We start from the raw sequence: 25,645 nt of genomic DNA on the forward strand, positions 1-25,645 counted from the left end.
AAATCCCGGGCAATTGTTCGGGATTTTTTTTATGAAAGTACTCGATTCAATTTGGCATTGAGAAGCTTGTTTAACTGCAGGTAGTTCACAATTTCCTCCAACACTTCAGAATTGTCACCATTACTACCTTCGGTGTCCTTTTGAAGTTTTTTTATCCGGTTTTTTATAAGGTTGCAGCGAAGGGTAAGAATAGTTTCGGCCACCAACTGGGCCACCCCCATTTTTTTGGCTTTGGGATAAATATCCTTGCGCTCCCAATCATGTAAGGTATAGCGCTCCTCTTCCATCAAAATGGAAGACACCTCATTGACCATTTCTTGATCCAAATTGGATAAAAACGCATTTACCGTGAACTCCTCACGCTCATTCAAATCCTCAATTAGCTTGTAGTAAATACTTCTAAATTGATCATTGGTCAGTTCAATTTCGTCTTCCTGAAGATCCAGGTACACTTTTTCATAGACTTTGGCTTCTACAATTTCCGGTTCCAAAACCAAATCACCCTCATCATTTTCTTTCAACACCAAATCCTCAAATTCCTGTTTTTCACCTCCGTACAACAACAGCAATTCAATAATCTGCTTTTCCAGTTCGTACTGAACATCCACCTTCTCAACGGTCTGCTGGGACTTCACCACTTCAAAGGCTTTTTGCTCCTGCTTAAGCTTTTTGGAAGCATCCGCTACCCCTTTTTTATCGATTTGGGCCAAGGTATTGTACAGTACCTCTTCTGAAATATGCATTATTTTTGCACATTCCTGAATGTAGATCTCTTTTTTGATTCGGTCGGGAATTTTACTAATGCTATTTACAATGTCCCTTACCGTATCTGCCCTTTTTATGGGATCGTTGGCAGCTTCTTCGGCTAAAAGTGATGTTTTGAATTGGATAAAATCCTTGGCATTTTCCTCTAAGTACAGCACCAAATCTTCATAGGAATTGTTTTTGGCGAAACTATCGGGGTCTTCCCCTTCGGGGAAGGTGCAGACTTTTACGTTCATTCCCTGTTCCAAAATCAGGTCTATTCCACGCAGGGAAGCCCGTAAACCAGCAGCATCCCCATCAAAAAGTACGGTGATGTTCTTGGTAAGCCTATTGATGAGTCTAATTTGCTCGGGTGTAAGAGCGGTACCACTGGAAGAAACCACATTCTTTACCCCGCTTTGGTAGAGTTGTATCACGTCGGTATAACCCTCAACCAGGTAACAATTATCCTCTTTGGCTATAGATTGCTTGGCAAAGTAAATCCCATAAAGCACTTTGCTTTTATGGTAAATCTCGCTTTCTGGAGAGTTCAGATATTTGGCAGCTTTCTTATCATTCGTTAAAATACGTCCTCCAAAACCCAGCACACGACCACTCATGGAATGGATGGGAAACATGACCCTGCCCTTAAAGCGGTCAAATTTTCTGGATTCGCCCCCAGCCTGCTCTTTAACGATTGTGAGGCCCGTTTTTTCCAAAAACTCTAGCTGGTATCCTTTGTCCAAGGCGGTATTGGTAAAGGCGTCCCAATTGTCTAGACAATATCCGAGTCCAAATTTTTTAATGGTTTCATCAGAAAACCCTCGTTCCTTAAAATATGTAAGTCCAATGGCCTTGCCCGATTCACGTTCCCACAAGGATTCGGAAAAATAGGTTTGGGCATACTCCGAAACCAGGTACATACTTTCCCGTTCGTTGGCCTGCTCGTTTTGTTCGTTGGTCTGTTCGGTCTCCTCTACCTCAATATTGTATTTTTTGGCCAAATACTTAATGGCTTCCGGATAACTGAAGTGCTCATGTTCCATTAAAAAAGCCACCACATTCCCTCCTTTGCCACTACTGAAATCCTTCCAAATCTGCTTTACGGGAGACACCATAAAACTAGGAGTCCGTTCATCCGTGAATGGGCTTAAGCCCTTAAAGTTGGAACCGGATTTCTTCAATTGGACAAAATCCCCAATGACCTCTTCCAGTCTGGCGGTCTCATAAACTTGATCTATGGTGGTCTTGGAAATCAATGCTTGAATTTAAATAGCCTTTAAAGGTAGCGAAAAAACAAAATTTTAGCTGAAAAGCATCATCCATCAACTGAAAAGGGGCATCCATCAAACCAACCCCTTGAATTTGACTTGATTGGGCTACTTTTTCCATGAAAAATGGAGTCCAGAAACCAAAAACGGGGCGAAACCGAAAAGCCATATGAGTAGGACAACCAACCAAAAACACAAAGATGAATTGGTATTTAAAAGTTTTGAAACAGTATGCGGATTTTAAAGGAAGGGCCAGACGCTCGGAATATTGGATGTTTACCTTGTTCAATATCATTTTTAGTGGGATAGCCGTTTCCTTGGACAATGCTATAGGCCTAGCTCAAATGGGTGTTGGCCCCATTTATGGGCTCTATGCCCTTGCGATGTTGATTCCCGGACTTGCTGTTGCTGTTAGAAGATTACATGACGTTGGAAAGAAAGGAGCAATGCTCTTTGTGGTATTGATTCCTGTTATCGGATCGCTTTGGCTGCTTTTCTTATTGGTCAAGGACAGCGACCCTAATGAAAATGCCTATGGGGCAAATCCCAAACTGATACCGGTGTAATTACCGCACAATTCAACCTCCATTTCCTTTAACAACATAACCCTAAAGCAATAGAACATGGAATGGTATTTACAAGTCATAAAAAACTACGCAAATTTTAAGGGAAGAGCCCGTAGGGCTGAATATTGGATGTTTACTTTATTTTGTTTGTTCTTTAGCTTATTTGCCATTGCCTTGGATAACGTTTTTGAAATCGCCATAGCTAATATAGGTTTTGGTCCACTCTATATATTGTACGTATTAGCCGTTTTTCTCCCTTCACTTTCAGCCACGGTAAGACGATTACATGATGTTGGTAAAAGTGGTTGGACCCTTCTAATTCTGTTTATTCCCATTGTTGGGGCGCTTTGGGTTTTTATTCAGCTCGTAAAAAATGGTATAATGGAAGAAAACCAATATGGCCCATGCCCAAAATCCCCATCCGTCAATTGAAAACGGGCATTCGTCAATTCAGAATGGGCAAAAGAATATCTTTTCCTTCCTTTTACAGGTGTTAAAATTCCAAATAACAGCCAACCCCGTCAAACATGAACATTTTAATCTAAAAAGTAAACTATGAAAAAAGTACTATTATGTCTTGCCTTAGTTGTTGTGTTGACTGGGTGCGAAAAAGAAAACAGTGGTGATGACTTAATTTCAAAAAGTAGCTTGTCTGGTGCGGTACAAAAGGGTCCCTTTGTAAATGGAACCAGTATTTCCATCAATGAACTGGAAGAAAATTTATCGCAAACCGGTAAAACTTTTAATACCCAGATTACCAACAGTCAAGGAAGTTTTGAAATCAACAACGTGGAATTAATCTCAAACTTTGTGCATCTGCAGGCCAATGGTTTTTACTTCAATGAGATATTGGGTGAACAATCCTCCGCGCAATTGACCTTGAACGCCATTTCGGATGTATCAAACAAAACCACTATTAATGTCAATATTTTATCCCATCTGGAGAAAGAGCGCGTGGAATATCTAATTGGAGAAGGGTCAACCTTTAAGGACGCCAAGTCACAAGCGCAAAATGAGGTGTTGGATATCTTTGGGTTTAGTTCGGAAGCCACACAGTCCTCAGAATTGCTTGACATTTCACAAAGTGGAGAAAACAACGCAATGTTGTTGGCGGCTTCACTTATATTAAATGGATATCGAACGGAGGGAGAACTTACTGAACTCTTGTCCAATATTAGTGAGGACTTAAAGGAGGATGGAACATTGGATGACTTAAGCCTTGGTTCCGACTTGGTAAACCATGTTGGTTATTTGGATGTTGCTGGAATTCGTGAAAATCTGGAGACACGTTACGAAGAATTGGATATTGATGCCGAAATCCCAAATTTTGAGAAGTACATAAAAGAATTTGTTGAAGGTACCGATTTTGAAATTACTGAAAAACTTATTGAATATCCAGAAAATGGAGAGTATGGGCCAAACATATTGGATTTGGACAAATTGCAATATTCTGGAGGTCATAACAATGGGAATGATCTTAGTTTGGCAGTTAAGCTCAAAAAAAGTGCAACTCTTATGATCAAAATCACCTCGCTTGGAGAAGGACTACCATGGCACTGGTCGGGTTCCGATGTAAACTGGAACATATTCAAATACGACTTTGAGACTAATTCTCAGATATTCAATTCAATTGATGATGGCAAGTCATGTGATTTAAACATGGTCTTCGATGTAGGACAGTACAGAATAGAGTATTTTGAGATGAACTCTGACTCTCCTACATTTTCAAAGGAAATAACAGTTACCGAGTAGCATTCAAAAATTTTGGCCGGCATTCATTATACCTCTATTTTTATAGGGGTATAATTTTTCCATATGATTCTCTTCTTCGGAACCAGACCGAGTAAAAAAGAAACTAAAAACCTAATGGGGGTAAGCTGTCCTCATTGTGGTCAACACGGAACCTTGACCTCTATTTCCCAAGCCAACTACTTCCACTTGTTCTGGCTTCCTTTATTTAAAATTGGCTCATCAAGTTTTGCGGAATGTTCCCATTGCAAAAGAGGGTTTTATAAAGAAGAGTTTTCCGCAGAAATGGAACGGGCTATTAACAAATGAAAAAAGAGCGCAACCCGAATTAAGAATTCTCGACTGTGCTCGAATTGACAGTTGGTTATAAATCAAACCTTAGGCCCAGGGAAATATTATGTTGTTCCACATCCGCATCCTTAAAAATGGGATTCAAGTCATATTTTACATAAAGAAGAATCTCATCGAAGCCAACATACCCGCTAATTCCGTATATCAAATCGCTGGTATTGTAATCCCGTTTAAATTTGTCCTTTACATTTTCCCCATCGCGTGAATATTTGAGCTTCTGCCGAGTTCCCAAATTAAATCCACCATAGCCACCAACGCCCATCCTGAATTGGTTTTGAATGGAGTATCTAATGCTTTTTTCAGTTTCCCGAAAACGGGAAGGACCAAATTCAAAATGTACGGGAAAGACAAGATTATCCATCCGAAGCTTGGATTTGTCTAATTCAAATTCAAATTCCTCCAAAACCGTTTGGTCTCCATTTTGGACAAAAATTTGGTTGTCATCTGGTTTTAAACCATTGAACTGAAATGAAAAACCATAATTGAAGCGCAGCCAATTGGAGTTTTTGAATACCCGCGTCCGCCATTGCCAACCCATTTCAAAAAATCGACTACCACCTACCTTATATGGGGAATCATCCAGGGATTGGCCATCAATTAAGGCATTGTTGAGTCCAATGGCAAATACCGGGTCAGAATAGGTTCTTCGGTCATATTTAATATCATCTTTCCATCTTCTGGAATTGGTAAAGAAAATAGGTTCCCCATCTATCCGAATTGAAAAGCCGTCTTCATCGTCCCATCGGTCCCGTTCATCCGCAATGCTCAAGGTTTCCCCTTGATTTCGCTCCAAAAGTGAAATTTGATGGTCTATTATGGCTACTCTGTTTTCAATGTTCAGCGCTCTCTTTTTTGCGGCCTCGGACTTTAGCACTTTAGCTTCTTCCGCACTCAAATCTCCCCGTTCCAATCTCCTATTGATGCTTTCGACCTCCTCTTTTAGCGCATCTTTTTCCTGTTGGGTTATTTTTTCCTTTTTTCCCCTTAAATCTTCGATTTTTTGCTGATAAGGTTCTTGTGCCATCAGGTTTTGCGATAGCAACAACAATACAAATGCTGCCAAGTAAAAGGTAATTGTTCTCATGATTGTTTTTGATTTGCCCCTCCTAATCTCCCCTCCCGGACTATTCCAGGAGCGGGAAACTAAAAAGGTATTTTTGATTGATGAATAAGTTCTAGTTGTTTCTGTCTGCCACAGCGGTTCTTAATTTGAAATACCCATCCTTAAGTGCATCAAATATCTGATCTCTAAAAGAGGCATCCAGTTCGTCTTCAACTTCGGTTAGGAGGGCCATGGCATCTACCGAGCCACTTTCGTCAAACAATTTTTCGGTTAGAATTTCTTTCTGGGCAGCACGTAGCAACGAGTCCACTTCAGCGTCGGTCACTTGAGCGTTAACTGATTCCAAGAGCTGAACCTGAGCCATTACTTCATTTACTTTTTTGGCGATTAGCGGGTCGGTTTCTTGTATTAGATTACTTTGAATGGATTGTTTGGAAGCTACTTCCGTTTCATTCAAGGGCATGGATTTCAAAGTTTGATTTTCCATTCCTTGGTCTTGCAAGTTTTTGGTGCCATTTTCAGTAACCATCAGCACGGATTTCGTCCCGTTCTCATCCACAATTTCCGTTTGCCCTTCCAAAGCAGGGATTACAGGGTTCACATGCAAGTTTTCATCAACCACTCGAGCGGGCTCACCTTTTTCACCAGATGCGAAAAAGAAAACGGATGCCAAAAGTAAACCCACAAACCCAGCAGCAATGGCATATACATATTTTCTCTTGGGTTTCGTGGCGACAGTCGCATCCAACTGGCTTGAAATTTTCTCCCAAGCTCCTGCAGATGGCGCAATCTCCCGATTCCCCAGTTTGTCCTTGATATGTTTTTCCAGTTTCTCCATAACTCCTACTATTTTTGTCTAGACTGTGCTCGACTTATCATTCCCTGTAACTTTAAATTTTCTTGTAGCATCTTTCGAGCCTTGAACAATTGTGATTTTGAAGTGCCCTCCGATATTTGCAACATTTCTGCTATTTCGTGGTGCTTGTAGCCTTCAATGGCATTTAACAAAAACACCATTTTATACCCCTCAGGCAAATTATCTATCAACTGCTGTACATATTCCACATCCAAAATGGAGGATTGTTCTTCCGATTTTTCTGCCTGCTGATAGGCTTCATCATCATAAACCACAAATTGCTTTTTCCGTAAAAAGGAAATACTCTCCCTCACCATTATTTTCCGAATCCATCCTTCAAAACTTCCCCTGTGCTCAAAGGAAGCCAGATTGCGGAATACCTTCACGAACGCACTGACCATAACATCCTCTGCAAACTGCACATCCTTTATGTATTGGCGACATACGCCCAACATTTTGGGAGCAAATTTTTCATAAAGCAACTTCTGACAATTGGAATCGCCAGAAATGGACTTTTTGATCAGTTGCTTCTCGTTCGTATATAATGACACGATTTTCAACAGTGGTTCTCGTTTAGTTTGTTATAAAGATAGACGAGGCATTTTTCAAAATGGTTGCCTCTTTGGAAATTTTAATGTGATATAGTTACAGAATGAGCGCTTTAAACCTTCTGACATCTAGCATCTAGCATCTAGCATCTAGCATCTAGCAAAATCTATTTTTTACGATCCACAACGTAGTTGACCATCAAAGTAAGCGCACTCTTGTATTCGGAATCTGGGTAGTTGTCCAGTAAGGCCAGCGCCTCGTCCTTAAAAGCAAGCATTTTGGTAACGGCGTAATCCAGTCCGCCCATTTCTTTAACATAGGCTATAACTTCCTTTACCCGTTTCTTGTTCTTGTTGTGTTTTTTGATGGAATTTATAAGCCAACGCTTCTTGTCTTTATCACTTTGGTTCAAGACATAAATTAGCGGAAGGGTCATTTTTTGTTCCTTAATATCGATTCCGGTTGGCTTTCCGATTTTCTCCTCACCATAGTCGAACAGGTCATCCTTAATCTGAAAGGCCATTCCGCAAAGTTCCCCAAACCGTCTAAAAGTTTCCACTTCCTCTGAATCGGGTTTAACCGAGCATGCCCCCATACTGCAGCAAGCAGCAATCAGAGTCGCAGTTTTTTGTCTGATGATATCATAATAGACCTCTTCCGTAATATCCAAAAGTCGCGCTTTTTCAATCTGAAGCAGCTCTCCCTCGCTCATGTCCCGAACTGCGTTGGATATAATATGTAAAAGGTCGTAATTCTTGTTCTCCAGAGCCACCAAAACTCCTTTGGAAAATAGAAAATCCCCAACCAGGACGGCAATCTTGTTTTTCCACAGGGCATTTATAGAGAAGAAACCTCTACGTTTATGGCTGTCATCCACAACATCATCGTGTACCAAACTTGCGGTATGGATCAATTCTATTATGGAGGCACCGGTATAGGTTCTTTCGTTGACATTTCCCCCATTGATCAACTTGGCGGTCAAGAAAACGAACATGGGTCGCATCTGCTTCCCTTTTCGATTCACAATGTAAAAGGTAATTCTATTGAACAATGCCACCTTAGAGGACATGGATTTGAGAAACTTCTCCTCAAATAGTTGCATCTCCCGTTCAATAGGTTCCCTAATTTGTGAAACTACCTTCAAAACTTAGACGTTAGCAAATTTGGTTTTGGACGCTAAAAGTAGGGAAAATGGAAGAGTTCAGCACTGGATGCCCAAAGTTTTAAGATGGGCGGTTTAAAGCGTCGACAAAATACAGTTGACAATTATCAACAAACTACTATTTAAAGGTGTTGGATGCTTGGTGCTTGGTGCTTGGTGTTTGGTGTTTGGTGTTTGGTGTTTGGTATTTGGTGTTTGGTTAAAACCAACTGTTAACTGCTAATTGCCAACTGTTCACTATTAACCACTTATTGCTTATTGGCTAACTGTCCACATGCAGCATCAATGTCCTTACCCCTAGAGCGACGAACAGTCACTGTAATCCCATTTCGTTCCAAAGTCTTTTTATACATTTCCACAGCGGCTTCCGATGCTTGTTGGAACTCCCCATCATCAATGGGATTATACTCGATAAGGTTTACCTTGGAAGGCGCAAAACGGCAAAACTTGACCAAGGCATCCACAGCCTCTTGCGTATCATTGATTCCCTTCCAGACCACATATTCGTACGTAATACGGTTTTTGGTTTTTTGATACCAATACTCCAAGGCCTCCCTAAGATCTTTCAAAGGAAAAGTGGCATTAAACGGCATAATGGATGTTCGCACTTCATCTATGGCTGAATGCAAGGATACCGCCAAGCTGAATTTGACCTCTTCATCCGCCATTTTTTTGATCATTTTGGGCACCCCTGAAGTTGACACCACAATTCTTTTTGGCGACATGCCCAGTCCTTCCGGGGAAGTTATTTTTTCAATGGCCTTGAGCACATTGTTATAGTTCATCAAAGGTTCTCCCATGCCCATAAAAACAATATTGCTCAATGGGCGATCAAAATACAATCGACTTTCATTGTCAATGGCTACCACCTGATCGTAGATTTCATCCGGATTCAGATTCCGCATTCGTTTAAGTCTGGCGGTTGCACAAAATCTACAATCCAAGCTACAACCTACCTGACTGGAAACACAAGCTGTTGTCCTAGTTTGGGTAGGTATCAACACGGACTCCACTACCAATCCATCATGTAGTCGGACTGCATTTTTTATGGTCCCATCCGAACTACGCTGCATTTGATCCACCCTGATGTGATTGATTACAAAGTGGTCCTCCAACATTTGCCTTGTTTCCTTGGAAATGTTGGTCATGGCATCAAAAGAATGCGCAGATTTTTGCCAAAGCCATTCGTACACCTGATTCCCACGGAAAGCCTTATCCCCTTGGGAAACAAAGAAATCCCGCAGTTGTTCCTTGGTCAATGCCCGTATGTCCTTTTTTTTGGTTTCCACCGTTTAAAGATAGTCAAGAAAAATCCCGAGAAGCAATCTACTACTCGGGATCAATTACTTAAGGTTCCTTTACATAAGGAACTATTTTATTTTAGATGACCAACATAGCGTCTCCATAAGAGTAGAACCTGTACTGCTCCAAGATGGCCTGCTTGTACGCTTTTTTCATCAAATCGTGACCAATAAATGCCGAAACCATCATCAAAAGAGTGGATTTTGGCAAATGGAAATTGGTAATCATACAGTTGGCAATGCTGAAGTCATAAGGAGGGAAAATAAACTTGTTTGTCCACCCTTCAAAAGTGTTCAATGAATGTTCTGATGAAACCGCACTTTCCAAACCACGCATCACCGTAGTTCCAACAGCACATACCTTTCTTTTATTTGCCTTGGCGTTGTTAACCACTTCCGTTGCCTTTTCGTCAATGACCAATTCCTCACTGTCCATTTTGTGCTTGGACAAATCTTCTACTTCAACGGGATTGAAAGTTCCCAGTCCAACGTGTAGGGTCACCTCGGCAAAATCGATACCTTTTATCTCCAATCTTTTCAACAAATGCTTGGAGAAGTGCAAACCTGCCGTAGGAGCAGCCACAGCACCTTCGTACTTTGCATAAATTGTTTGGTAGCGCTCTTCATCCTCTGGCTCCACATCCCTCTTTATGTACTTGGGAAGTGGGGTTTCTCCCAACTCCCGAAGCTTCCTTCTAAAGTCAGTATAGGATCCATCATAAAGGAAACGCAATGTCCTCCCCCTTGAGGTAGTATTGTCGATAACCTCAGCCACCAAGCTTTCATCATCTCCAAAATATAATTTGTTTCCAATTCTGATCTTCCTCGCGGGATCAACCAAAACATCCCAAAGTCTTTGCTCTTGATTTAATTCGCGCAGCAAAAACACTTCAATTCTTGCACCGGTCTTTTCTTTGTTTCCATAAAGTCTTGCCGGAAAAACCTTGGTGTTGTTCAAAACCATTACATCTCCCTCGTCAAAATAATCGATAAGGTCTTTGAACATTTTGTGCTCAATTTTACCGGTTTCCCTATGAATCACCATGAGTTTGGACTCATCCCGATTTTCAGCAGGGTATTCGGCCAATAGTTCCTTAGGTAATTCAAAGTTGAAGTTTGATAATTTCATGTAGACTTTTTTTGGAAATTTTTAAAGAGCGCAAATATACAATCTCGACATAGGGGATGTCAAGTAATTTGGTGATTAAATGTTAATTACAGCGTGTCCACGCTAAAACCAAGGGTTGCGAGATCCTTCCAATAATCTGGATAGGACTTGGATACCACCTCCGCTTCATTGACCAACAATGTGGTTTTCATGCCCAAAGGACCAAAGGCCATCGCCATTCTGTGGTCGTGGTAAGTATCTATGGCAACATCGGAAATGATGTTTTGGGAAGGTTCTAGAGTTAAACTTTCATGATCTATGGCCACTTTTGCCCCTACTTTTTCCAATTCGGTTTTCATGGCTCCCAACCTATCGGTTTCTTTAATGGGTAAGGTGTGCAAGCCGGTCAAATGACATCCCATGCCCAATCCAAAACAGGTCACTGAAATGGTCTGGGCAATGTCCGGGGCATTGGCCAAATCGTAGTTAACGGTTTCCAAATTACATTCCTGAACTTTCTCCAGGGTTATTCTGGTGTCAGAGTAGCTTGTTTTAACGCCAAAATCCTGATAAATCTGAGCAAGTACACTGTCACCCTGCAAGGAGTTCTCCATATAAGCTGAAAGCTGGATTTTGGTTCCCACATCGCACAATGCAGCTATGCTATAGAAGTAACTGGCAGAGCTCCAATCGGATTCCACGACCAAAGTAGTGTCTTCAACATTTTCCTTAGGTGCAATCTGGATATGGTTGCCTTCAAACTTAGTCTCCACCCCTATTTGCTCCAACAATCCCAATGTCATTTTTATGTAAGGCACCGAAGTGATTTTACCAACAAGCTCCAATTCCAATCCATTGGCCAAACTTGGGGCTATCAAAAGAAGGGCCGAAATATACTGGCTACTAATATTGGCAGGTAAGGAAACCCGACTTTTGGTCAAAGTCTTTCCCGTTATTTTAATGGGTGGGTATCCTTCATTTTTTTCATAGGTTATTTCGGCGCCCAAATCGCGTAATGCATCCACCAAAACCTTAATGGGACGCTCCTGCATACGTTGGGAACCCGTTAGCACTACCTCCTTTCCTTCTTGCGAAGCAAAATAGGCGGTTAAAAACCGCATAGCCGTACCGGCATGATGGATATCCACCACTCCGTGAGAAGTGGCCAAACCCTTTTGCATAACTTGGCCATCGTCAGAGTTGGATAAATTTTTTATAGTCACATTGGGAAACAATGCCTGCAAGAGCAATGACCGGTTGGTCTCGCTCTTGGAACCTGTAACTGCAATGGATTTATCAATTTTTTTACTTTGGGAAAAGGACAGTTTAAGTTTCAAAGCCTAGCTGTTTGGTTGAAAGACCAAAACTAGAAAAAACACCCCTAAAGTCCCTGTACAGGGCTAACTTTATTTGAGCTTTTTGTTATTCTGATGACGATCATGGTCACGCTTGGCCTTTAAGTCCAACTTTTTGTCGAAGGCCTCCTGCAGGTCCACCCCAGTTTGATTGGCCAAACAGAGCACCACAAACAGGACATCTGCCAGTTCCTCACCTAGATCTTTATCCTTATCAGACTCCTTTTCGCTTTGTTCGCCATAGCGCCTGGCGATGATACGGGCCACCTCCCCAACTTCCTCGGTGAGTTGGGCCATATTGGTAAGCTCGTTGAAGTAGCGAACCCCGTGATTTTGGATCCATTCATCAACCGCTTGTTGGGCATTTTGGATATTCATAATCTAGATTTTGGACAAAACTAGTTGTTCTTCTTCTTTTGCAATTACCTGTTTAAAAAATTCCCTTAGATAAGGATAGGTTACAGCCGCAATCATGGCCCTATTTATTTCAAAATTAACCCTAACAGTTATTTTATTCCCTTCTTGCGCCACAATATATTTAAAGGAACCCATTTTATCTGGCATGTTCATTACCGTAGGAGCCGGTATAAAGTCTACTTTATATCCTTCCGGTATCCCAATATTCACCATGTAAACATCCTTAAACGGGTATCCAAAATCCACTGGATACTCACGGGTCTCTGTTTTGAATGGATTTTCTTCCAAACAAAGAAAGCCTAGGGGTTTAAGGTATAGTTTGTCATCAATCACATCCGCTCCGTAATCGTTAAAAAAGTTAAAAGATTCGCTTACTGCACCTTTATAGGTGTCCACTTTTTTTGCTTCATAGTCATTGATTTCAATATCAGAGAGCTTTTTTTCCTTTTCCGTCAAAAATGATTCCAATTCTTGCTCTTTATAAGCCTTTCGAAATCTAAGGGCGCTATGTCTGTCAAATCTTGCCTTGCATGTGCCCTCACAACTTCCATCCTCGTTTACATTTAGATCCAATGCATACATATTGGAAGATGATCCTGGGGACATAATATCAATCTGCTTCCAAACCATATCGTGGTTATCAATTAGAATGCCTTTCCAATTGTAATCTTTTATGGGAAGTACATTCAAATCGCTAAATTCCTCTGTTGCATCCATAAAATACTTTTGCTCATCGATAATGGCATAGGCCAAGACATAATTCAATCGATCAATAGTTGGAAAAATTGGAACAAGATTGTCCTTGGTACTTATGATTACCGGATTGGCATCAATCCCTGCATACCTAAGCATGGCCACCAAAAGTAAATTGATATCCGCAACATTGCCTTTTTTCTCCTTCAACGTTTTTTTAATACCATTGAAAAAGTATTTGCCATCCATTCCATTCCAAGTTATTTCGTCTTTGACATACTTGAAAATGGCATTCATCTTATCAATCTTTGTAGGGTTTTGGCTGATTAAGGAATCAATTTCATCATCGAAGGATTTGGTCTTATCCAATTTGTTTTTATAATCATCCGAATTTCCAATGGTTTTGGCCACGTCTGCCCAGGATTTGGAATAGCTTCTATAAAAACCTGGTAATTCAATGGAAACCAACTCAAAAATCACCCCAGAGCGATAATTGTCGATGTTATCAACATAGTTTTCCTCCTCAAGTGCTGGCATTTTCTCAAGATTATACGTGTTAATAACCACATCCATTCCGATTCTATTATCCCTTTTTGTTGTTGTCTTTGGGAAAACATTGTAGTAGCCTTTAGGGGTTTGTTTAAACCTGAATCCCTTTGGAGTTCTAATCTCGGCCCGAAGTCTTTTTACGGGAATGTCATATTGAAACTGAAATTCATCAATGTTCCAAATGAACGGTGAGACCACTTTATAGGAATATTCGATTACCGACCCCTCTTTAACATTGGGCAGTGTAAACTTTACCTGATTGTAATTATAACTTGCTTCGGTCTTAAATATCTCATCCTTCCGTAGCTCAGCCTCAACAATTTTACCGTTTTCAAGATTATAGGTAACCGCCTTAATATTCTTTATCATTTCATCTTCATGTCTCTGCTTAAACAGATTTACCTCCTTGGTGGCATAATCAAAACCTTGTTGATCATATATTTTGATACGCTCATGTATCTCCGTAATTAAGTGATTGGTTCCACCTGAGGATTGAATGTAGGTATCCCTATTCTTATACAGAATAACGGCGTGAGCCGATTTGTCATGTTCATACTCCTTTTCCATCAATTCTTCATTGGAAATTTCTCCAAATTTCAACTTTTGGGAATTTCCTTGTGTAATACACAAAAGAAATAGCAAGGCAACACAAAACAATCTATTCATTCTAGGACTTTTTTATTATTACTATTTTGGAATTATCCATTTTGGAAACATTCCTTTTAAAACTTCTATATTCGTTATAATCGGAACTCAAATAGGTTCCTTTTTTGATCAATATCCTTCGTTTCACGAGTATCTGATCACCCACCGATTCAAAACCTAGGGAATAACTACCAAATTTTGTTTCCAAATCAATGGAATTGGGCAATGACTCAATTTTATAGTTCTCAGGAATGGATATCTTAAATTCATCTTCATCCAAATAACCTCTGGAAATCTCCAAGGGAAACTTCCTGTTTCTATAGCGTCTGGGCACATTTTGAGGATTGTTCAGGGCATTGGCAACAAAAACCAATCTATTGTCAGACCTTGAAGCGTATTTGACAGAATTAAGGATTACTTTTTCCTTAAAGGTCACCTTCTCCTTATCATTGTTGAATTCAAATTGCTCAATGGTTAGATTGTCAATATTTGACCAATAGTGCTTATAGTATTTTTCAATATCTGTCTTGGTGCTCTGCTGCAATCCAAAATGTTGATCATATTGAATGCCCTTGGTTTCTATTTGAACATTACCATAAAAATCTCCTTGCTCGTTCAATTGAATGTAACCTGTGGTCCGCTGCAAATTTTCTTCATTGATATATGATACTGTACGAGCAATTTCCCCGCCATCCGGTTTCATGACCAAAACAGTTCGGTCATCCGTGAAATCTCCCAAAAAACCAAAGGGATGAACTTGGGATGTACAATCTATCCAATAATAATTACCGTCATAGGGTATGGCCAATATTACATGGTTCCCCTGGCTTAGGGAGGCCACGTCCGACTCGAAATCTACTTTTTCCGATCCAGCTTCAACATGAACATAGTAAGATCGGACCCCTGCAGCGCTTAAAAGTGCTTTTGTATAATTTGCCAATCCTTTGCAATCCCCGTATTTCAACCTATCCACCTCTATGGCACTTATTGGTTTAAGTCCCCCGATTCCTATTTGTACACTTATATATCTTGTATTCTGCTGAACATATTCATAAACCTTTTTTGCTCTCTCCAAAACATTATCGGAACCCTTCACTAAATTTTTGATTTTAGCAATCGTTGAGGGATCTAGCTCATCTTGGTCTTTCAACAAGTTATTGTTCATCCAATTGCCCAAATCAGTCCAGTTATTGATGAATGCATTGTAGCCCTCGTAGTGAAAATTAATTGGACTTACGACAAGTTGGGGGAAAATCTTATGCCCGGAAGGCCTTAGGCTTTCATCTTTAAAGGCTTTAATGTTTTTGGCTTCGTAGGAAATGCCATTTTCCAATTTGCTTACATTAACCGGAAAATTATCCAGGTTCTTTTCTAGTATATTAGGTTTTAATGCTGCGTCTGCATATTCAATGGTGTAGTTGGAAGTTTCAGTACTTACCAAAAAATTATCAACGAATGACCAGGAAGGAACGGTACCGGTGTTACCTGTTTTTATTTGATATTGGAATTTTATGGTATATGGGTATTCCACAGGTAAATATCCTGTATATAGAACCCTGGAATCTGAATACAAAGTTCCACCATCTACGGCGCTGACATCCAAAAAATCCTTCTTTTTGATTTTTTTAATAAGCTCCCCAGACTTATCATAAACTTCTGCGTATGCGTTTTTTACATGTATGCCGTTATTATAGCTTACAAATAAATTGGTGTGGATATTCCCATTCTCATTTAGTACGGTAATGGTACGTTCATAATCTACTTCCATGTCCTTTAAGGAAATCAGCCTAACATGCATTTGATGGTTTCTAACAACTGCATTTGAACCTTCAAGCAAGTCCTGATTTATAGAGGACATGGACAAGTCCGATTCTTGGGTAAATGAAATATAAAAACTAAGGAAGGCAAGTAGGAAAGTAAGAATTCGCATCAAAAGACGGTAGGTTGATTTAGTCGCTGCTAAGATGCCAATTTTCCTACAAACTGAAAAACACTAATCGATAAAAGCACACTATTCTTTGTTCTTTGTATCGATTATGATGGTAACAGGGCCATCATTCCGCAAGTTTACTTTCATGTCAGCTCCAAATATCCCTGTCCCAACTTTCCTGCCCAGTTCCAGTTCTATACGCTGCACGAATTTTTCGTACAGAGGAACGGCGATATCAGGCTTGGAGGCTTTAATATAAGAGGGTCTGTTCCCTTTTTTGGTCATGGCATGCAGTGTAAACTGACTCACCACAATAGCCTCTCCTTTTTCGTCTAGCACGGAGCGGTTCATAACTCCGTTGGCATCGTTAAAGATTCGGAGATTGGCAATCTTTTTGGCCAACCATTGTATATCCGAGTCGTTATCCGCATCCTCAATTCCCAGCAGCACCAAAAGCCCATGATCAATTTTGGATACCACTTTACCTTCAACCGTTACACTGGCCTCTGAGACCCTTTGGATTACTGCTCTCAATTATCGCTCTTTATAGATATCGGTTCTGTAATTCTCTTCCTCGCCCGTAATCATTTGCACATAACTTCTATACCTGCTCCAGGCCAATTCATTGTTTTCCAGGGCATTTTTTATGGCACATTTGGGTTCGTCCAGATGGAGGCAATTATTGAACTTGCATTCCGACTTTAGTTTGAAAAACTCAGGAAAATAATCCCCAATCTCATCCTCCTCCATATCCACAATACCAAACCCTTTTATTCCAGGGGTATCAATAATTCTTGCCCCAAATGACAAATCGTACATCTCTGCAAAGGTGGTGGTGTGCTGCCCCTGAAGATGTTGCTCCGAAATCTCTGCCGTTTTTAGCTTCAATCCTGGTTCCAGCGCATTCACCAAAGTTGATTTTCCCACCCCGGAATGACCTGCGAACATACTGGTCTTATCCAACATCAAATCCCTGACTTGTTCAACATTGGTGCCTTCTTTAGCTGCGATTTCCAGACATGGGTACCCAATGCTTCTGTAAAGCTGTACCAGATAATTCACTTCCACCATCTCGTCCTCATCATAGTCGTCCATTTTATTGAAAAGCAATACCACGGGAATATCATAAGCTTCCGCAGTGACCAAAAATCGATCTATAAAACTTGTAAATGTTGGGGGATTGTTGAGGGTAATCAACAAAAAAACCTGATCCAGATTTGTGGCAATAATATGCGTTTGTTTGGAGAGGTTTACCGATTTACGAATAATGTAATTCTTTCGTTCCTTAATTTCGGAAATCACTGCAACCGTCTCATCCCCAATTTTTTGCAAATCAAAGACAACTTCATCCCCTACGGCAACAGGATTTGTGCTCTTAATCCCTTTGATTCGGAACTTCCCTTTTATCCTACACTCATAAAAATCAGCATTTTCCGATTTCACGGTGTACCAACTACCTGTGGATTTATAAACAGTTCCTTGCACTTATTTGTTCATATTTTCACTACAAAGAAACAATAATCCTCCTTTTACGGCGTATATGTTTGTGTACAGTATTAACTATAATCAATCCAATTATGAAAAAAATCTTATTTATCGCTTTTGTGGTGCTTGCCACAACCTTTGAAATGAATGCACAACAGTACAAGGTAATTACCAGTGTGGAATCCATTGTTCCCAACGGTCTTGGGCGTTCACGAATTGTAAATGCCCTTGAAGACAAGGATTACAGGGAGTACACCAGTGTTCAGACCGAAGAGGATAATACCAGAAACAAATCCAAGCGTGGAGAGATCCGTGTAAAGAACTTTGAGGAAACCAAATTGTTGAACTTCTACAACTTGGGTGGTATCCGTTTTCAGAACATTGCAGCCAACGATGCGCTAATTACTTCCATGATCAATAGCATGATTGCTGATGGATGGGAACTGGCCTTTGTGAACAGTGCAGTGGAAAGTGAAGGTGGTAAAGGAGATGGACAGGGTATTTTTATTACTCGATATATTTTTAGAAAATAAAACACCTACGGTGTATTTGAAAGCCCTTGGAAATCCAAGGGCTTTTTTTATGCATGCAACCCTTGGTTATTTCATATTGTCTTTAGAGTAGAATAAATTAAGACATTATGAAAAAAGCATTCATCATTATCGGGATGGCCTTAGGAGTAAATTTTGGCCTTACCGCCCAGGAATACAAGGTAATTACCAGTGTGGAATCCATAATCCCCAGTGGACTAGGTCGCTCGCGGATTATCAACGCATTGGAAGACAAGGATTACAAGGAATATACCAGCGTACAAACTGCCGAGGACAACACTCGAAACAAATCAAAAAGAGCCAACATTCGTGTTAAAAATTTTGAGGAAACCAAACTACTTAACTTCTTTAACCTCGGTGGCATCCGATTTCAGAACATTGCTGCCAATGACGCCATGTTAACCTCCATGATGAACGATATGGTGGCCAACGGTTGGGAATTGGCCTTTGTAAGCAGTGCCGTGGAGAGCAACGCAGGGGAAGATGACCAACAAGGTATCTTTATTACGCGTTACATCTTCAAAAAATAGAAAGTTCAATCCAAAAGAAAAGCCCAGTGTATTCTCACTGGGCTTTTCTTTTTATAACGATCTAGCTAATCCACAACATGAATTCTCCCACCGGCAAAAGTATTCTTATATACCCTTTTGGGTTTTCCGTAGACATTTACATCCCCCCCGGCCCGTACATTGATATCCACAACCTCCGAAGCAAAAACATCAGCTTCACCTCCAGCAGAAATCTTGATGTCCGTATTGGAAGTGCGTAGATCTCTACCATCAAAAATACCTCCTGTATTCAAGACAATGGACTGATTATTTGCCAATCCTGTTGCTTCCACAATACCACCGGTCACCGCTCTGATGTCCACATTTTCTACATCCATTCCAATTCGTATCCTCGCGCCTTCCTGAGCCCTTAATTCCAGATTGTTCTTTGTAACAAGTTCGTTGCAGGTGATTTGGGCTCCTTCATTCGCATCTATGACATCCAAATTGGTATAGTACACCTCAATGAAGGTATCCTCGCCCGTGAATTTCATATCCAACTGCATTCTAAGTTTTAGGACACCTTTCTTGTTCATCCATTTGATGTCGTCTACGTTTCTTCCCTTAATCACAATTCTATTCTCATCGGATTGGATCAAATTGACTTCGATAAGGTCAAAAACCTTGATTTCATTGAACTCCCCAACTTCGGTATCAATGGTACGTTGCGCAAAAAGAACTGAAGATGTAAGGATAAGGCTGAGTAGTAGCAGTTTTTTCATGACTATTGGTGTTAACTTTCTAAAAGATAATCCATTTTGGAGTTTGTTACAGTTAACGCATAAAAAAATGCCATTTGCCCAAGGTGGTATCCCTGGTTCAAATGGCACTTTATCCGATTGGTTTTAAACGCTATGCGTTGATAATCTTCTCTTGGTGGTTGATGGATTCTTGGTGGATGGCCTTGAACATTCTCAAAACAAATTCCTCACTAAGTCCTTGCGACTCGCCTTCCAAAATCATCTTGCCCAAAATAGCGTTCCATCTGTTGGACTGTAGTACAGCTACATTCCTTTGCTTCTTAAGTTCTCCGATTCCGTCAGAAACTTTCATACGCTTGCCAAGGATATCGATCAATTGATTGTCAATCACATCGATTTGGGCCCTTAAATTGCTCAATTTGCTGTTGTATTCAGCTTCTTGGTCAGTCTCTTTTCTAATGCGAAGGTCTTTCATAATCTGTACCAAAGCAGCTGGTGTTACTTGCTGCGCTGCATCACTCCACGCACTATCAGGATCATGATGTGTCTCGATCATCAAGCCATCAAAATTAAGGTCAAGGGCGGTTTGGGATACGTCAAAAATCATATCGCGTTTCCCAGTGATATGGCTTGGGTCATTGATGATGGGCAAATCCGGAAACTTGGACTGCAGTTCAATGGCCATTTGCCATTCCGGGATATTTCTGTACTTCGTTTTTTCATAGGTTGAGAATCCTCTGTGGATGACTCCCAATTTCTTGATATCCGCAGAATACAATCTTTCCACCGCTCCCAACCACAAGGATAAATCGGGGTTAACCGGGTTTTTGACCAACACAACCTTGTCTGTTCCTTCCAGAGCGTCTGCAATTTCCTGTACGATGAACGGGCTTACGGTTGATCTTGCCCCAATCCAAAGCAAATCCACATCGTGTTCCAATGCAAGGTCCACATGAGCCCTATTGGCCACTTCGGTGGCTGTTTTCAAACCAGTTTCTTCCTTGACTTTCTGAAGCCACTTTAGGCCTATGGCCCCCACCCCTTCAAAATTTCCTGGGCGCGTCCTGGGCTTCCAGATACCTGCTCTATAGTAGTTGACATCTGTATCCTTCAAATCGTGGGCAATTTTTAACACCTGCTCTTCCGTTTCAGCACTGCAGGGTCCGGCAATTACCAATGGATGTGGTAAATCCAGGTCATCCAGCCATTTTCTCATTTCTTTATTGTTTTCCATAATCAGTTCTAACTTTTTGTGAGGGGTATTCCTTTTAATATTTGTTTTATTCTATTGGTGTTGTTCATTTCTTGATGGACATCCTCAAACTCGTTGTCCAAGAGCAACTGCTTAAAGTTTTCCAAATTTTGGATATACTCTTCAAGCGATTCCACCACATTCTCTTTATTCTGTTCAAAGATGGGGGTCCACATGTCTGGCGAACTCTTGGCCAAGCGCACGGTACTCTCAAATCCACTACCCGCGAGGTCAAAAATATCACGCTCATTTTTTTCTTTCTCAATAACCGTTTTTCCCAACATAAACGAGCTTATATGTGATAAATGGGAGACGTAAGCTATGTGTTTATCATGCGCCTGAGGATTCATGTACCGAATGCGCATTTTCATCTCCTGAAAAAGTTCCAATGCTCGTTCTTGAAGCTTAAAAGCGGTTTTTTCCACTTCGCAAATAATGTTGGTCTTTCCTTCATACAAACCGTTTATTGCAGCTGAAGGTCCAGAAAACTCCGTACCCGCAATTGGGTGACAAGCCAAGAAATTCCTTCTTTTAAGATGGTCTTTTACTGCTTCACAGATTAGTCCTTTGGTTGATCCGGCATCTATGACCACGGTATCGTCATCCACGGCATCCAAAATCTTTGGCAGTTCTTCCGTTAATGCGTTTACCGGGATACTCACATAGACCACATCGGCTGAGGCCAAAGTATCGTACCCCCCTTTTTGATCTATGATTCCCAATTCCAGAGCTTCATCCAAATGGGATTCGTTTTTATCAATTCCAACAATATGGGTATCTGGATGCATTTTTTTGACATCCTTGGCAAAAGAGCCCCCAATCAACCCTATTCCGATGACAACTAGTTGCATACCACTGATTTTGGGATTTGAAAGTTGGGATGTGAGTTTGTTGACTTCATCTTCTGTTTAAAATCTATTGATAGCTTCTTTAATTTTTTCTTCTTTCACGCAAAGGGAAAAACGAATGTACCCCTCCCCATTGCTCCCAAAAATGGTTCCTGGGGCAATAAAGATGTGTTTGTCATTCAACACCTGGTCTATAAATTCTTCCGAAGGAATAGAACCTTGCGGTAATTTGGCCCAAACAAACATTCCTACCGCATTTCTATCATAGGAACATCCCAGTTTTTCCACCAATTGGAACATCAGTTCCCTTCTTTTTGTATACACCTCATCCAAAGCCTTGAACCATTCTTGCCCACTTTGTAAAGCGGCTATGGCTCCCTTTTGGATGCCGTAGAACATTCCTGAATCCATATTGCTCTTCACTTTTAGCACCGCATTGATATGCTCTTGGTTTCCCAATACCATACCCACACGCCAACCGGCCATGTTGAAGGTTTTGCTTAAACTGTTCAGTTCCAAAGCGCAGTCCTTGGCTCCTGGAATGGACAAAATACTGGTTGGGTTCTTGGACAATACAAAACTGTACGGATTGTCATTCACCAATAGTATTTCATGCTCCTTTGCAAAATTCACCAAGGCCAAAAGTTCCTCAAGACTGGCTGTTGCCCCTGTGGGCATATGCGGATAGCTTACCCACATTAATTTCACCTTGGATAAATCCCTTTGGGCCAAAGCCTCCAAATCTGGAAACCATCCATTTTCTTCCTTTAGGTCATACGATTTGGGCACTGCACCAATCAGCTTGGTAACCGAGGTATAGGTAGGATATCCAGGGTTGGGCAATAAAACTTCATCCCCTTCATTCAAAAAGGCAAGACCTATGTGCATAATGCCTTCCTTAGATCCCATCAAAGGAAGAATTTCATTGGCCTCATCTACTTGCACCCCAAATTTTTCTTGATAGAAATCAGCAATGGCCATCCGAAGTTCGGGCAACCCTTGATAGCTCTGATACTGATGTGCCCCAGTATCCGTGATGGCATCCTTAAGTGTTTCCAAAACCTCAGGGGACGGAGCCAGATCAGGACTTCCTATACCCATATTTATAATGGGTTTCCCTTCCTTGATCATCCCTCTTACTTCCCTAAGCTTTCTAGAAAAGTAGTATTCCTGGACTGTTTGCAACCTATCTGCTGTAATCATGGCAACAATGCATTTTTATATTCTCCCAACAACCTGAAATCTTCGGACATGATCTCCAACAAAGATTTGGCCTTGGCAAAATGATCATAGGTCTCAAAAGTGACATCCACAAAAAAGGCATATTTCCAAGGCGTTTCTATCACGGGCAAGGATTGTATCTTGGTCAGGTTAAGGTTGCAATCGCTCATTACGTTCAACACCGTAGCCAAACTTCCGCGTTTATGATCGGTGATAAATCTCAAAGAAGCTTTGTTGATTGCTTCCTTAGGCAACACTTTATTCTTTTTCTTAAGGATGATAAAACGGGTGGCATTGTTTTTAATGGTCTGGATTTCTGGGGCTATGATATCCAAATCATATAAATCTGCAGCTACTTTTGGAGCAATGGCCGCAACCTTGGTCAATTGATTATCCCTGATACGTTTTGCGGTTTCAGCCGTGTCCACGTCTTCCACCAATTTGATATGTGGGTACTGTTTTAAAAAGGTCTTGCACTGAAGCAAAGCCATGGGATGCGATCGGACTTCCTCCACATCCTCAATGGCCGTGCCCTTAAGTGCCATTAGATTGTGGTGGATACTTAAATAATGCTCCCCTATAATGTGGATGTTATTGTGGTACACCAAATTGTAGTTGGGGATAATGGATCCCGCAATGGAATTTTCAATGGCCATAATCCCTTTGTCCGCAGTGCCTTGGCATAGGTGGTCGATCATGGCATCAAATGAAAGACATTCCACCAGCTCAATTTGCTCCCCGAAATACTCCTTGGCCACTTGATGATGGTTAGATCCCTTAATTCCCTGAATAGCTACTTTTAAATTCATGGTAAAAAAAAAGTCCCGCTAAAACGGGACTTTATCTATTTTATATACTTTTCGTACACCTAGAACAGTCCCATGCTTCTCTTAAAAAAGAAGTAGAAATAAAAACCGTTCCAGAAATACGTCTTTGTCATTTTTCAAAAATCTTGGGCTAAGATAGGTATTCATATGAAAATCGATAGCAGATCATAAATTTTTTTTGATTTTTTGTTTAACTCCTTCTTTTTTTGAATTTTGCTCGCTCAAATCCCCCTTTCTTTATGAATATTCAATATTTGGAATTATCAAATAAGCGTTTATCGGAATCTAACTAAAGCTGTATTTTTGATTCAAATTCGCATTCATGTCCATCATCGTAAAGAATGTTTCCAAACACTTTGGAAAGCAAAAAGCCCTGAAAGATGTATCCTTTTCCATAGCAAAAGGGGAGATTGTGGGTTTCCTTGGGCCCAATGGGGCTGGAAAATCCACCATGATGCGCATTTTGACCACCTATTATAAAGCGGATAATGGTAATGCCGAGGTCAACGGGTTTGATGTCCAGCATGCGGAAAGTGAGGTTAAAAAAAGTATAGGATACCTACCGGAGCACAACCCGCTTTATTTGGATATGTATGTAAAGGAATACTTGGCGTTCAACGCAGATGTCTACAAAGTTTCTAAAAACCGTGTTGATGAAGTCATAGAACAAACAGGCCTGACCCCGGAATCACACAAAAAAATAGGTCAGCTTTCCAAGGGTTATCGACAACGTGTTGGATTGGCGGCCGCCTTACTCCATAATCCGGAGGTGTTGATTTTGGATGAACCTACCACCGGCCTTGACCCCAACCAATTGGTGGAAATCCGAAAATTGATTCGGGAAATTGGAAAGGAAAAGACCATTTTACTCTCTACCCACATCATGAAGGAAGTGGAGGCGGTCTGCGACCGTGTTATTCTTATTCATAAAGGAAAGTTGGTGGCCGACAAAAAAATGGAAGAGCTTAGGGAGGTCAATGAGCAGATTATTGAAGTTGAATTTGATTATCGGGTGGAAGAGGTCTTGCTCAACCAATTGCCTAATGTTTCCAAGGTAAAAAACACGGGTGGTTTTGTCTACGAGCTTACTTTTTCCACGGATAAAGATATGCGTCCTGTCGTGTTTGATTTTGCGCATGACAACGAACTCAAAACCTTGCAGCTGAGCAGAAAGAACAAAAACCTGGAGAGCTTGTTCGCTGAATTGACTTCTTAGTTAGGATTGGATTTACTCAGCCTGTTGGCGTTTGTGAATTAAGTGATTCAAAAACCGGTCAGTTCGAGTTTTTTCCAAAGGAAAAAGTATTGAGAACAGATTCTTACAAACAGCAGTTACGGATTTTAAGCTACTGATACAAAACATATCTAGGTGGTTTAAGTCCATTCAATCGTAAATAAACGAGCATTTGTCCTCTGTGATGAGTTATATGGTCGGCAAGTAATAACAAAATCTGTCTTTTAGTTCTATCCGCTCCAAAATAATCCAATCTCACCTTAAGTCTATTTGGGTCAAAATTTGTGATGAATGTTATTGTCTTGTCAAAGGTTTCGCTGATTTTGTCAATCATCTCTTTTTTTGATTTGTTGGCCACTTTGAGTTCCTCGTCTATATTCCAATCTCGGGCTTCACGTTCGCCCATTAGTGATTGACTGTGCCAATCCATTGCCCAACCGATATGCATTAAATTCTCAGCAAAACTCATTGATTCGGTCGTTGCTTTAAAATTGTATTTGTCCTCTGGCATAGTTTCCGCGACAAGAATTAAGTACTTTTTTGAATTTTCTAGCCGTTCTAAGTATTCCTTGATAAAGCTATTTTCCTGAGCGTAAATTGGTAGCATCAATGAGGAGAACAATATTATCGAGGTCAAGATTGATATAAGTTTCATATTTTTCGTTTTAT

General features: G+C 40.7%; 25 protein-coding genes and 1 pseudogene. 7 read left to right on the top strand and 19 right to left on the bottom strand.

Annotated features, from left to right (window positions below):
* Nucleotides 1-29: 29 nt before the first annotated feature.
* On the bottom strand, nt 30-2,003 hold the full coding sequence (gene dnaG / locus ACRHOZ_RS15730; protein ID WP_431127405.1) for a DNA primase: 1,974 nt from the start codon (nt 2,001-2,003) through the stop codon (nt 30-32).
* A 212-nt stretch (nt 2,004-2,215) separates the two neighbouring features.
* On the opposite strand from dnaG, the gene ACRHOZ_RS15735 reads away from it, so the two are divergent.
* The 4 genes from ACRHOZ_RS15735 (at nt 2,216) to ACRHOZ_RS15750 (ending at nt 4,639) form a co-directional block, all read left to right on the top strand.
* Entirely contained in the window at nt 2,216-2,581 is a 366-nt protein-coding gene (locus ACRHOZ_RS15735) for a DUF805 domain-containing protein (RefSeq protein WP_431127408.1), read from the top strand.
* Between the two features lie 129 nt (nt 2,582-2,710).
* Nucleotides 2,711-3,013, top strand: a complete 303-nt coding sequence (locus tag ACRHOZ_RS15740) for a DUF805 domain-containing protein (protein WP_431127859.1) — start codon at nt 2,711-2,713, stop codon at nt 3,011-3,013.
* 123 nt (nt 3,014-3,136) lie between these two features.
* The gene (locus ACRHOZ_RS15745; RefSeq protein ID WP_431127411.1) at nt 3,137-4,333 is read left to right on the top strand and encodes a hypothetical protein; all 1,197 of its coding nucleotides are present in this window, start codon (nt 3,137-3,139) and stop codon (nt 4,331-4,333) included.
* A 114-nt stretch (nt 4,334-4,447) separates the two neighbouring features.
* Nucleotides 4,448-4,639 carry a zinc-ribbon domain-containing protein gene (locus ACRHOZ_RS15750; RefSeq protein ID WP_431127861.1) on the top strand — a complete coding sequence of 64 codons (192 nt, stop codon included), beginning with the start codon at nt 4,448-4,450 and terminating at the stop codon, nt 4,637-4,639.
* A 55-nt stretch (nt 4,640-4,694) separates the two neighbouring features.
* Here the strand turns inward: ACRHOZ_RS15750 and ACRHOZ_RS15755 are convergent, their stop codons facing one another.
* The 12 genes from ACRHOZ_RS15755 to rsgA form a co-directional block, all read right to left on the bottom strand.
* Complete coding sequence (locus tag ACRHOZ_RS15755) at nt 4,695-5,765, bottom strand: hypothetical protein (RefSeq protein ID WP_431127414.1); 1,071 nt, start codon at nt 5,763-5,765, stop codon at nt 4,695-4,697.
* 91 nt (nt 5,766-5,856) lie between these two features.
* On the bottom strand, nt 5,857-6,582 hold the full coding sequence (locus tag ACRHOZ_RS15760) for a hypothetical protein (RefSeq protein WP_431127417.1): 726 nt from the start codon (nt 6,580-6,582) through the stop codon (nt 5,857-5,859).
* An 8-nt stretch (nt 6,583-6,590) separates the two neighbouring features.
* Nucleotides 6,591-7,160, bottom strand: a complete 570-nt coding sequence (locus ACRHOZ_RS15765; RefSeq protein WP_431127420.1) for an RNA polymerase sigma factor — start codon at nt 7,158-7,160, stop codon at nt 6,591-6,593.
* Between the two features lie 155 nt (nt 7,161-7,315).
* Nucleotides 7,316-8,293 (bottom strand): polyprenyl synthetase family protein, encoded by a 978-nt coding sequence (locus tag ACRHOZ_RS15770; RefSeq protein WP_431127423.1) that lies wholly within the window; start codon nt 8,291-8,293, stop codon nt 7,316-7,318.
* A gap of 266 nt (nt 8,294-8,559) precedes the next feature.
* Nucleotides 8,560-9,600: a 23S rRNA (adenine(2503)-C(2))-methyltransferase RlmN gene (rlmN, locus tag ACRHOZ_RS15775; RefSeq protein ID WP_431127426.1), complete on the bottom strand. Its 1,041-nt coding sequence runs from the start codon at nt 9,598-9,600 to the stop codon at nt 8,560-8,562.
* 91 nt (nt 9,601-9,691) lie between these two features.
* Nucleotides 9,692-10,741 carry a tRNA preQ1(34) S-adenosylmethionine ribosyltransferase-isomerase QueA gene (queA, locus tag ACRHOZ_RS15780; RefSeq protein WP_422350367.1) on the bottom strand — a complete coding sequence of 350 codons (1,050 nt, stop codon included), beginning with the start codon at nt 10,739-10,741 and terminating at the stop codon, nt 9,692-9,694.
* Between the two features lie 86 nt (nt 10,742-10,827).
* Nucleotides 10,828-12,057, bottom strand: coding sequence for a 3-phosphoshikimate 1-carboxyvinyltransferase (locus tag ACRHOZ_RS15785; protein ID WP_431127430.1), 1,230 nt, complete (start codon nt 12,055-12,057; stop codon nt 10,828-10,830).
* A gap of 69 nt (nt 12,058-12,126) precedes the next feature.
* Nucleotides 12,127-12,453 carry a nucleotide pyrophosphohydrolase gene (locus tag ACRHOZ_RS15790; protein WP_420398796.1) on the bottom strand — a complete coding sequence of 109 codons (327 nt, stop codon included), beginning with the start codon at nt 12,451-12,453 and terminating at the stop codon, nt 12,127-12,129.
* 3 nt (nt 12,454-12,456) lie between these two features.
* The gene (locus tag ACRHOZ_RS15795) at nt 12,457-14,400 is read right to left on the bottom strand and encodes a transglutaminase domain-containing protein (RefSeq protein ID WP_431127434.1); all 1,944 of its coding nucleotides are present in this window, start codon (nt 14,398-14,400) and stop codon (nt 12,457-12,459) included.
* Between the two features lies 1 nt (nt 14,401).
* Entirely contained in the window at nt 14,402-16,309 is a 1,908-nt protein-coding gene (locus ACRHOZ_RS15800; RefSeq protein WP_431127437.1) for a DUF3857 domain-containing protein, read from the bottom strand.
* An 81-nt stretch (nt 16,310-16,390) separates the two neighbouring features.
* Complete coding sequence (gene dtd / locus ACRHOZ_RS15805) at nt 16,391-16,843, bottom strand: D-aminoacyl-tRNA deacylase (protein WP_431127440.1); 453 nt, start codon at nt 16,841-16,843, stop codon at nt 16,391-16,393.
* A complete protein-coding gene (rsgA, locus tag ACRHOZ_RS15810; protein WP_431127443.1) occupies nt 16,844-17,794 on the bottom strand; it encodes a ribosome small subunit-dependent GTPase A in 951 nt (316 codons plus the stop codon).
* A gap of 92 nt (nt 17,795-17,886) precedes the next feature.
* Between rsgA and ACRHOZ_RS15815 the strand changes: the two genes are divergently transcribed.
* Entirely contained in the window at nt 17,887-18,327 is a 441-nt protein-coding gene (locus tag ACRHOZ_RS15815) for a hypothetical protein (RefSeq protein WP_431127446.1), read from the top strand.
* Nucleotides 18,328-18,434: 107 nt separating this feature from the next.
* Nucleotides 18,435-18,875 (top strand): hypothetical protein, encoded by a 441-nt coding sequence (locus tag ACRHOZ_RS15820; RefSeq protein WP_431127449.1) that lies wholly within the window; start codon nt 18,435-18,437, stop codon nt 18,873-18,875.
* A gap of 65 nt (nt 18,876-18,940) precedes the next feature.
* On the opposite strand, the gene ACRHOZ_RS15825 is transcribed toward ACRHOZ_RS15820, so the two are convergent.
* The 5 genes and pseudogenes from ACRHOZ_RS15825 to ACRHOZ_RS15845 form a co-directional block, all read right to left on the bottom strand.
* On the bottom strand, nt 18,941-19,615 hold the full coding sequence (locus ACRHOZ_RS15825; protein WP_431127452.1) for a head GIN domain-containing protein: 675 nt from the start codon (nt 19,613-19,615) through the stop codon (nt 18,941-18,943).
* Nucleotides 19,616-19,745: 130 nt separating this feature from the next.
* Nucleotides 19,746-20,828: a chorismate mutase gene (locus tag ACRHOZ_RS15830; protein WP_431127455.1), complete on the bottom strand. Its 1,083-nt coding sequence runs from the start codon at nt 20,826-20,828 to the stop codon at nt 19,746-19,748.
* Between the two features lie 8 nt (nt 20,829-20,836).
* Nucleotides 20,837-21,712 (bottom strand): annotated as a pseudogene (locus tag ACRHOZ_RS15835) (prephenate dehydrogenase); the annotation flags it as partial.
* 42 nt (nt 21,713-21,754) lie between these two features.
* A complete protein-coding gene (locus tag ACRHOZ_RS15840) occupies nt 21,755-22,897 on the bottom strand; it encodes a pyridoxal phosphate-dependent aminotransferase (RefSeq protein ID WP_431127458.1) in 1,143 nt (380 codons plus the stop codon).
* Nucleotides 22,894-23,724, bottom strand: coding sequence for a prephenate dehydratase (locus ACRHOZ_RS15845; protein ID WP_431127461.1), 831 nt, complete (start codon nt 23,722-23,724; stop codon nt 22,894-22,896). The genes ACRHOZ_RS15840 and ACRHOZ_RS15845 overlap by 4 nt, the downstream gene beginning before the upstream one ends.
* Nucleotides 23,725-24,064: 340 nt before the next feature.
* Between ACRHOZ_RS15845 and gldA the strand changes: the two genes are divergently transcribed.
* Nucleotides 24,065-24,958, top strand: a complete 894-nt coding sequence (gene gldA / locus ACRHOZ_RS15850) for a gliding motility-associated ABC transporter ATP-binding subunit GldA (protein WP_431127464.1) — start codon at nt 24,065-24,067, stop codon at nt 24,956-24,958.
* Between the two features lie 130 nt (nt 24,959-25,088).
* Here gldA and ACRHOZ_RS15855 read toward each other — a convergent pair whose 3' ends face one another.
* Entirely contained in the window at nt 25,089-25,631 is a 543-nt protein-coding gene (locus ACRHOZ_RS15855) for a DinB family protein (protein WP_431127466.1), read from the bottom strand.
* Nucleotides 25,632-25,645 lie beyond the last annotated feature (14 nt).

Source organism: Flagellimonas flava (genome assembly GCF_050617915.1).
Classification (GTDB): Bacteria; Bacteroidota; Bacteroidia; order Flavobacteriales; family Flavobacteriaceae; genus Flagellimonas; species Flagellimonas flava_A.

Bases quoted from the DNA above. Each gene is read 5' to 3' on its own strand.
- ACRHOZ_RS15800 (WP_431127437.1), bottom strand. From the start codon at position 16,309: ATGCGAATTCTTACTTTCCTACTTGCCTTCCTTAGTTTTTATATTTCA.
- ACRHOZ_RS15830 (WP_431127455.1), bottom strand. From the start codon at position 20,828: ATGGAAAACAATAAAGAAATGAGAAAATGGCTGGATGACCTGGATTTA.
- ACRHOZ_RS15855 (WP_431127466.1), bottom strand. From the start codon at position 25,631: ATGAAACTTATATCAATCTTGACCTCGATAATATTGTTCTCCTCATTG.
- ACRHOZ_RS15790 (WP_420398796.1), bottom strand. From the start codon at position 12,453: ATGAATATCCAAAATGCCCAACAAGCGGTTGATGAATGGATCCAAAAT.
- ACRHOZ_RS15840 (WP_431127458.1), bottom strand. From the start codon at position 22,897: ATGATTACAGCAGATAGGTTGCAAACAGTCCAGGAATACTACTTTTCT.
- ACRHOZ_RS15815 (WP_431127446.1), top strand. From the start codon at position 17,887: ATGAAAAAAATCTTATTTATCGCTTTTGTGGTGCTTGCCACAACCTTT.
- ACRHOZ_RS15795 (WP_431127434.1), bottom strand. From the start codon at position 14,400: ATGAATAGATTGTTTTGTGTTGCCTTGCTATTTCTTTTGTGTATTACA.
- ACRHOZ_RS15760 (WP_431127417.1), bottom strand. From the start codon at position 6,582: ATGGAGAAACTGGAAAAACATATCAAGGACAAACTGGGGAATCGGGAG.
- ACRHOZ_RS15745 (WP_431127411.1), top strand. From the start codon at position 3,137: ATGAAAAAAGTACTATTATGTCTTGCCTTAGTTGTTGTGTTGACTGGG.
- ACRHOZ_RS15740 (WP_431127859.1), top strand. From the start codon at position 2,711: ATGTTTACTTTATTTTGTTTGTTCTTTAGCTTATTTGCCATTGCCTTG.
- ACRHOZ_RS15825 (WP_431127452.1), bottom strand. From the start codon at position 19,615: ATGAAAAAACTGCTACTACTCAGCCTTATCCTTACATCTTCAGTTCTT.
- ACRHOZ_RS15820 (WP_431127449.1), top strand. From the start codon at position 18,435: ATGAAAAAAGCATTCATCATTATCGGGATGGCCTTAGGAGTAAATTTT.
- ACRHOZ_RS15735 (WP_431127408.1), top strand. From the start codon at position 2,216: ATGAATTGGTATTTAAAAGTTTTGAAACAGTATGCGGATTTTAAAGGA.
- ACRHOZ_RS15750 (WP_431127861.1), top strand. From the start codon at position 4,448: ATGGGGGTAAGCTGTCCTCATTGTGGTCAACACGGAACCTTGACCTCT.
- ACRHOZ_RS15845 (WP_431127461.1), bottom strand. From the start codon at position 23,724: ATGAATTTAAAAGTAGCTATTCAGGGAATTAAGGGATCTAACCATCAT.
- gldA (WP_431127464.1), top strand. From the start codon at position 24,065: ATGTCCATCATCGTAAAGAATGTTTCCAAACACTTTGGAAAGCAAAAA.
- ACRHOZ_RS15755 (WP_431127414.1), bottom strand. From the start codon at position 5,765: ATGAGAACAATTACCTTTTACTTGGCAGCATTTGTATTGTTGTTGCTA.
- queA (WP_422350367.1), bottom strand. From the start codon at position 10,741: ATGAAATTATCAAACTTCAACTTTGAATTACCTAAGGAACTATTGGCC.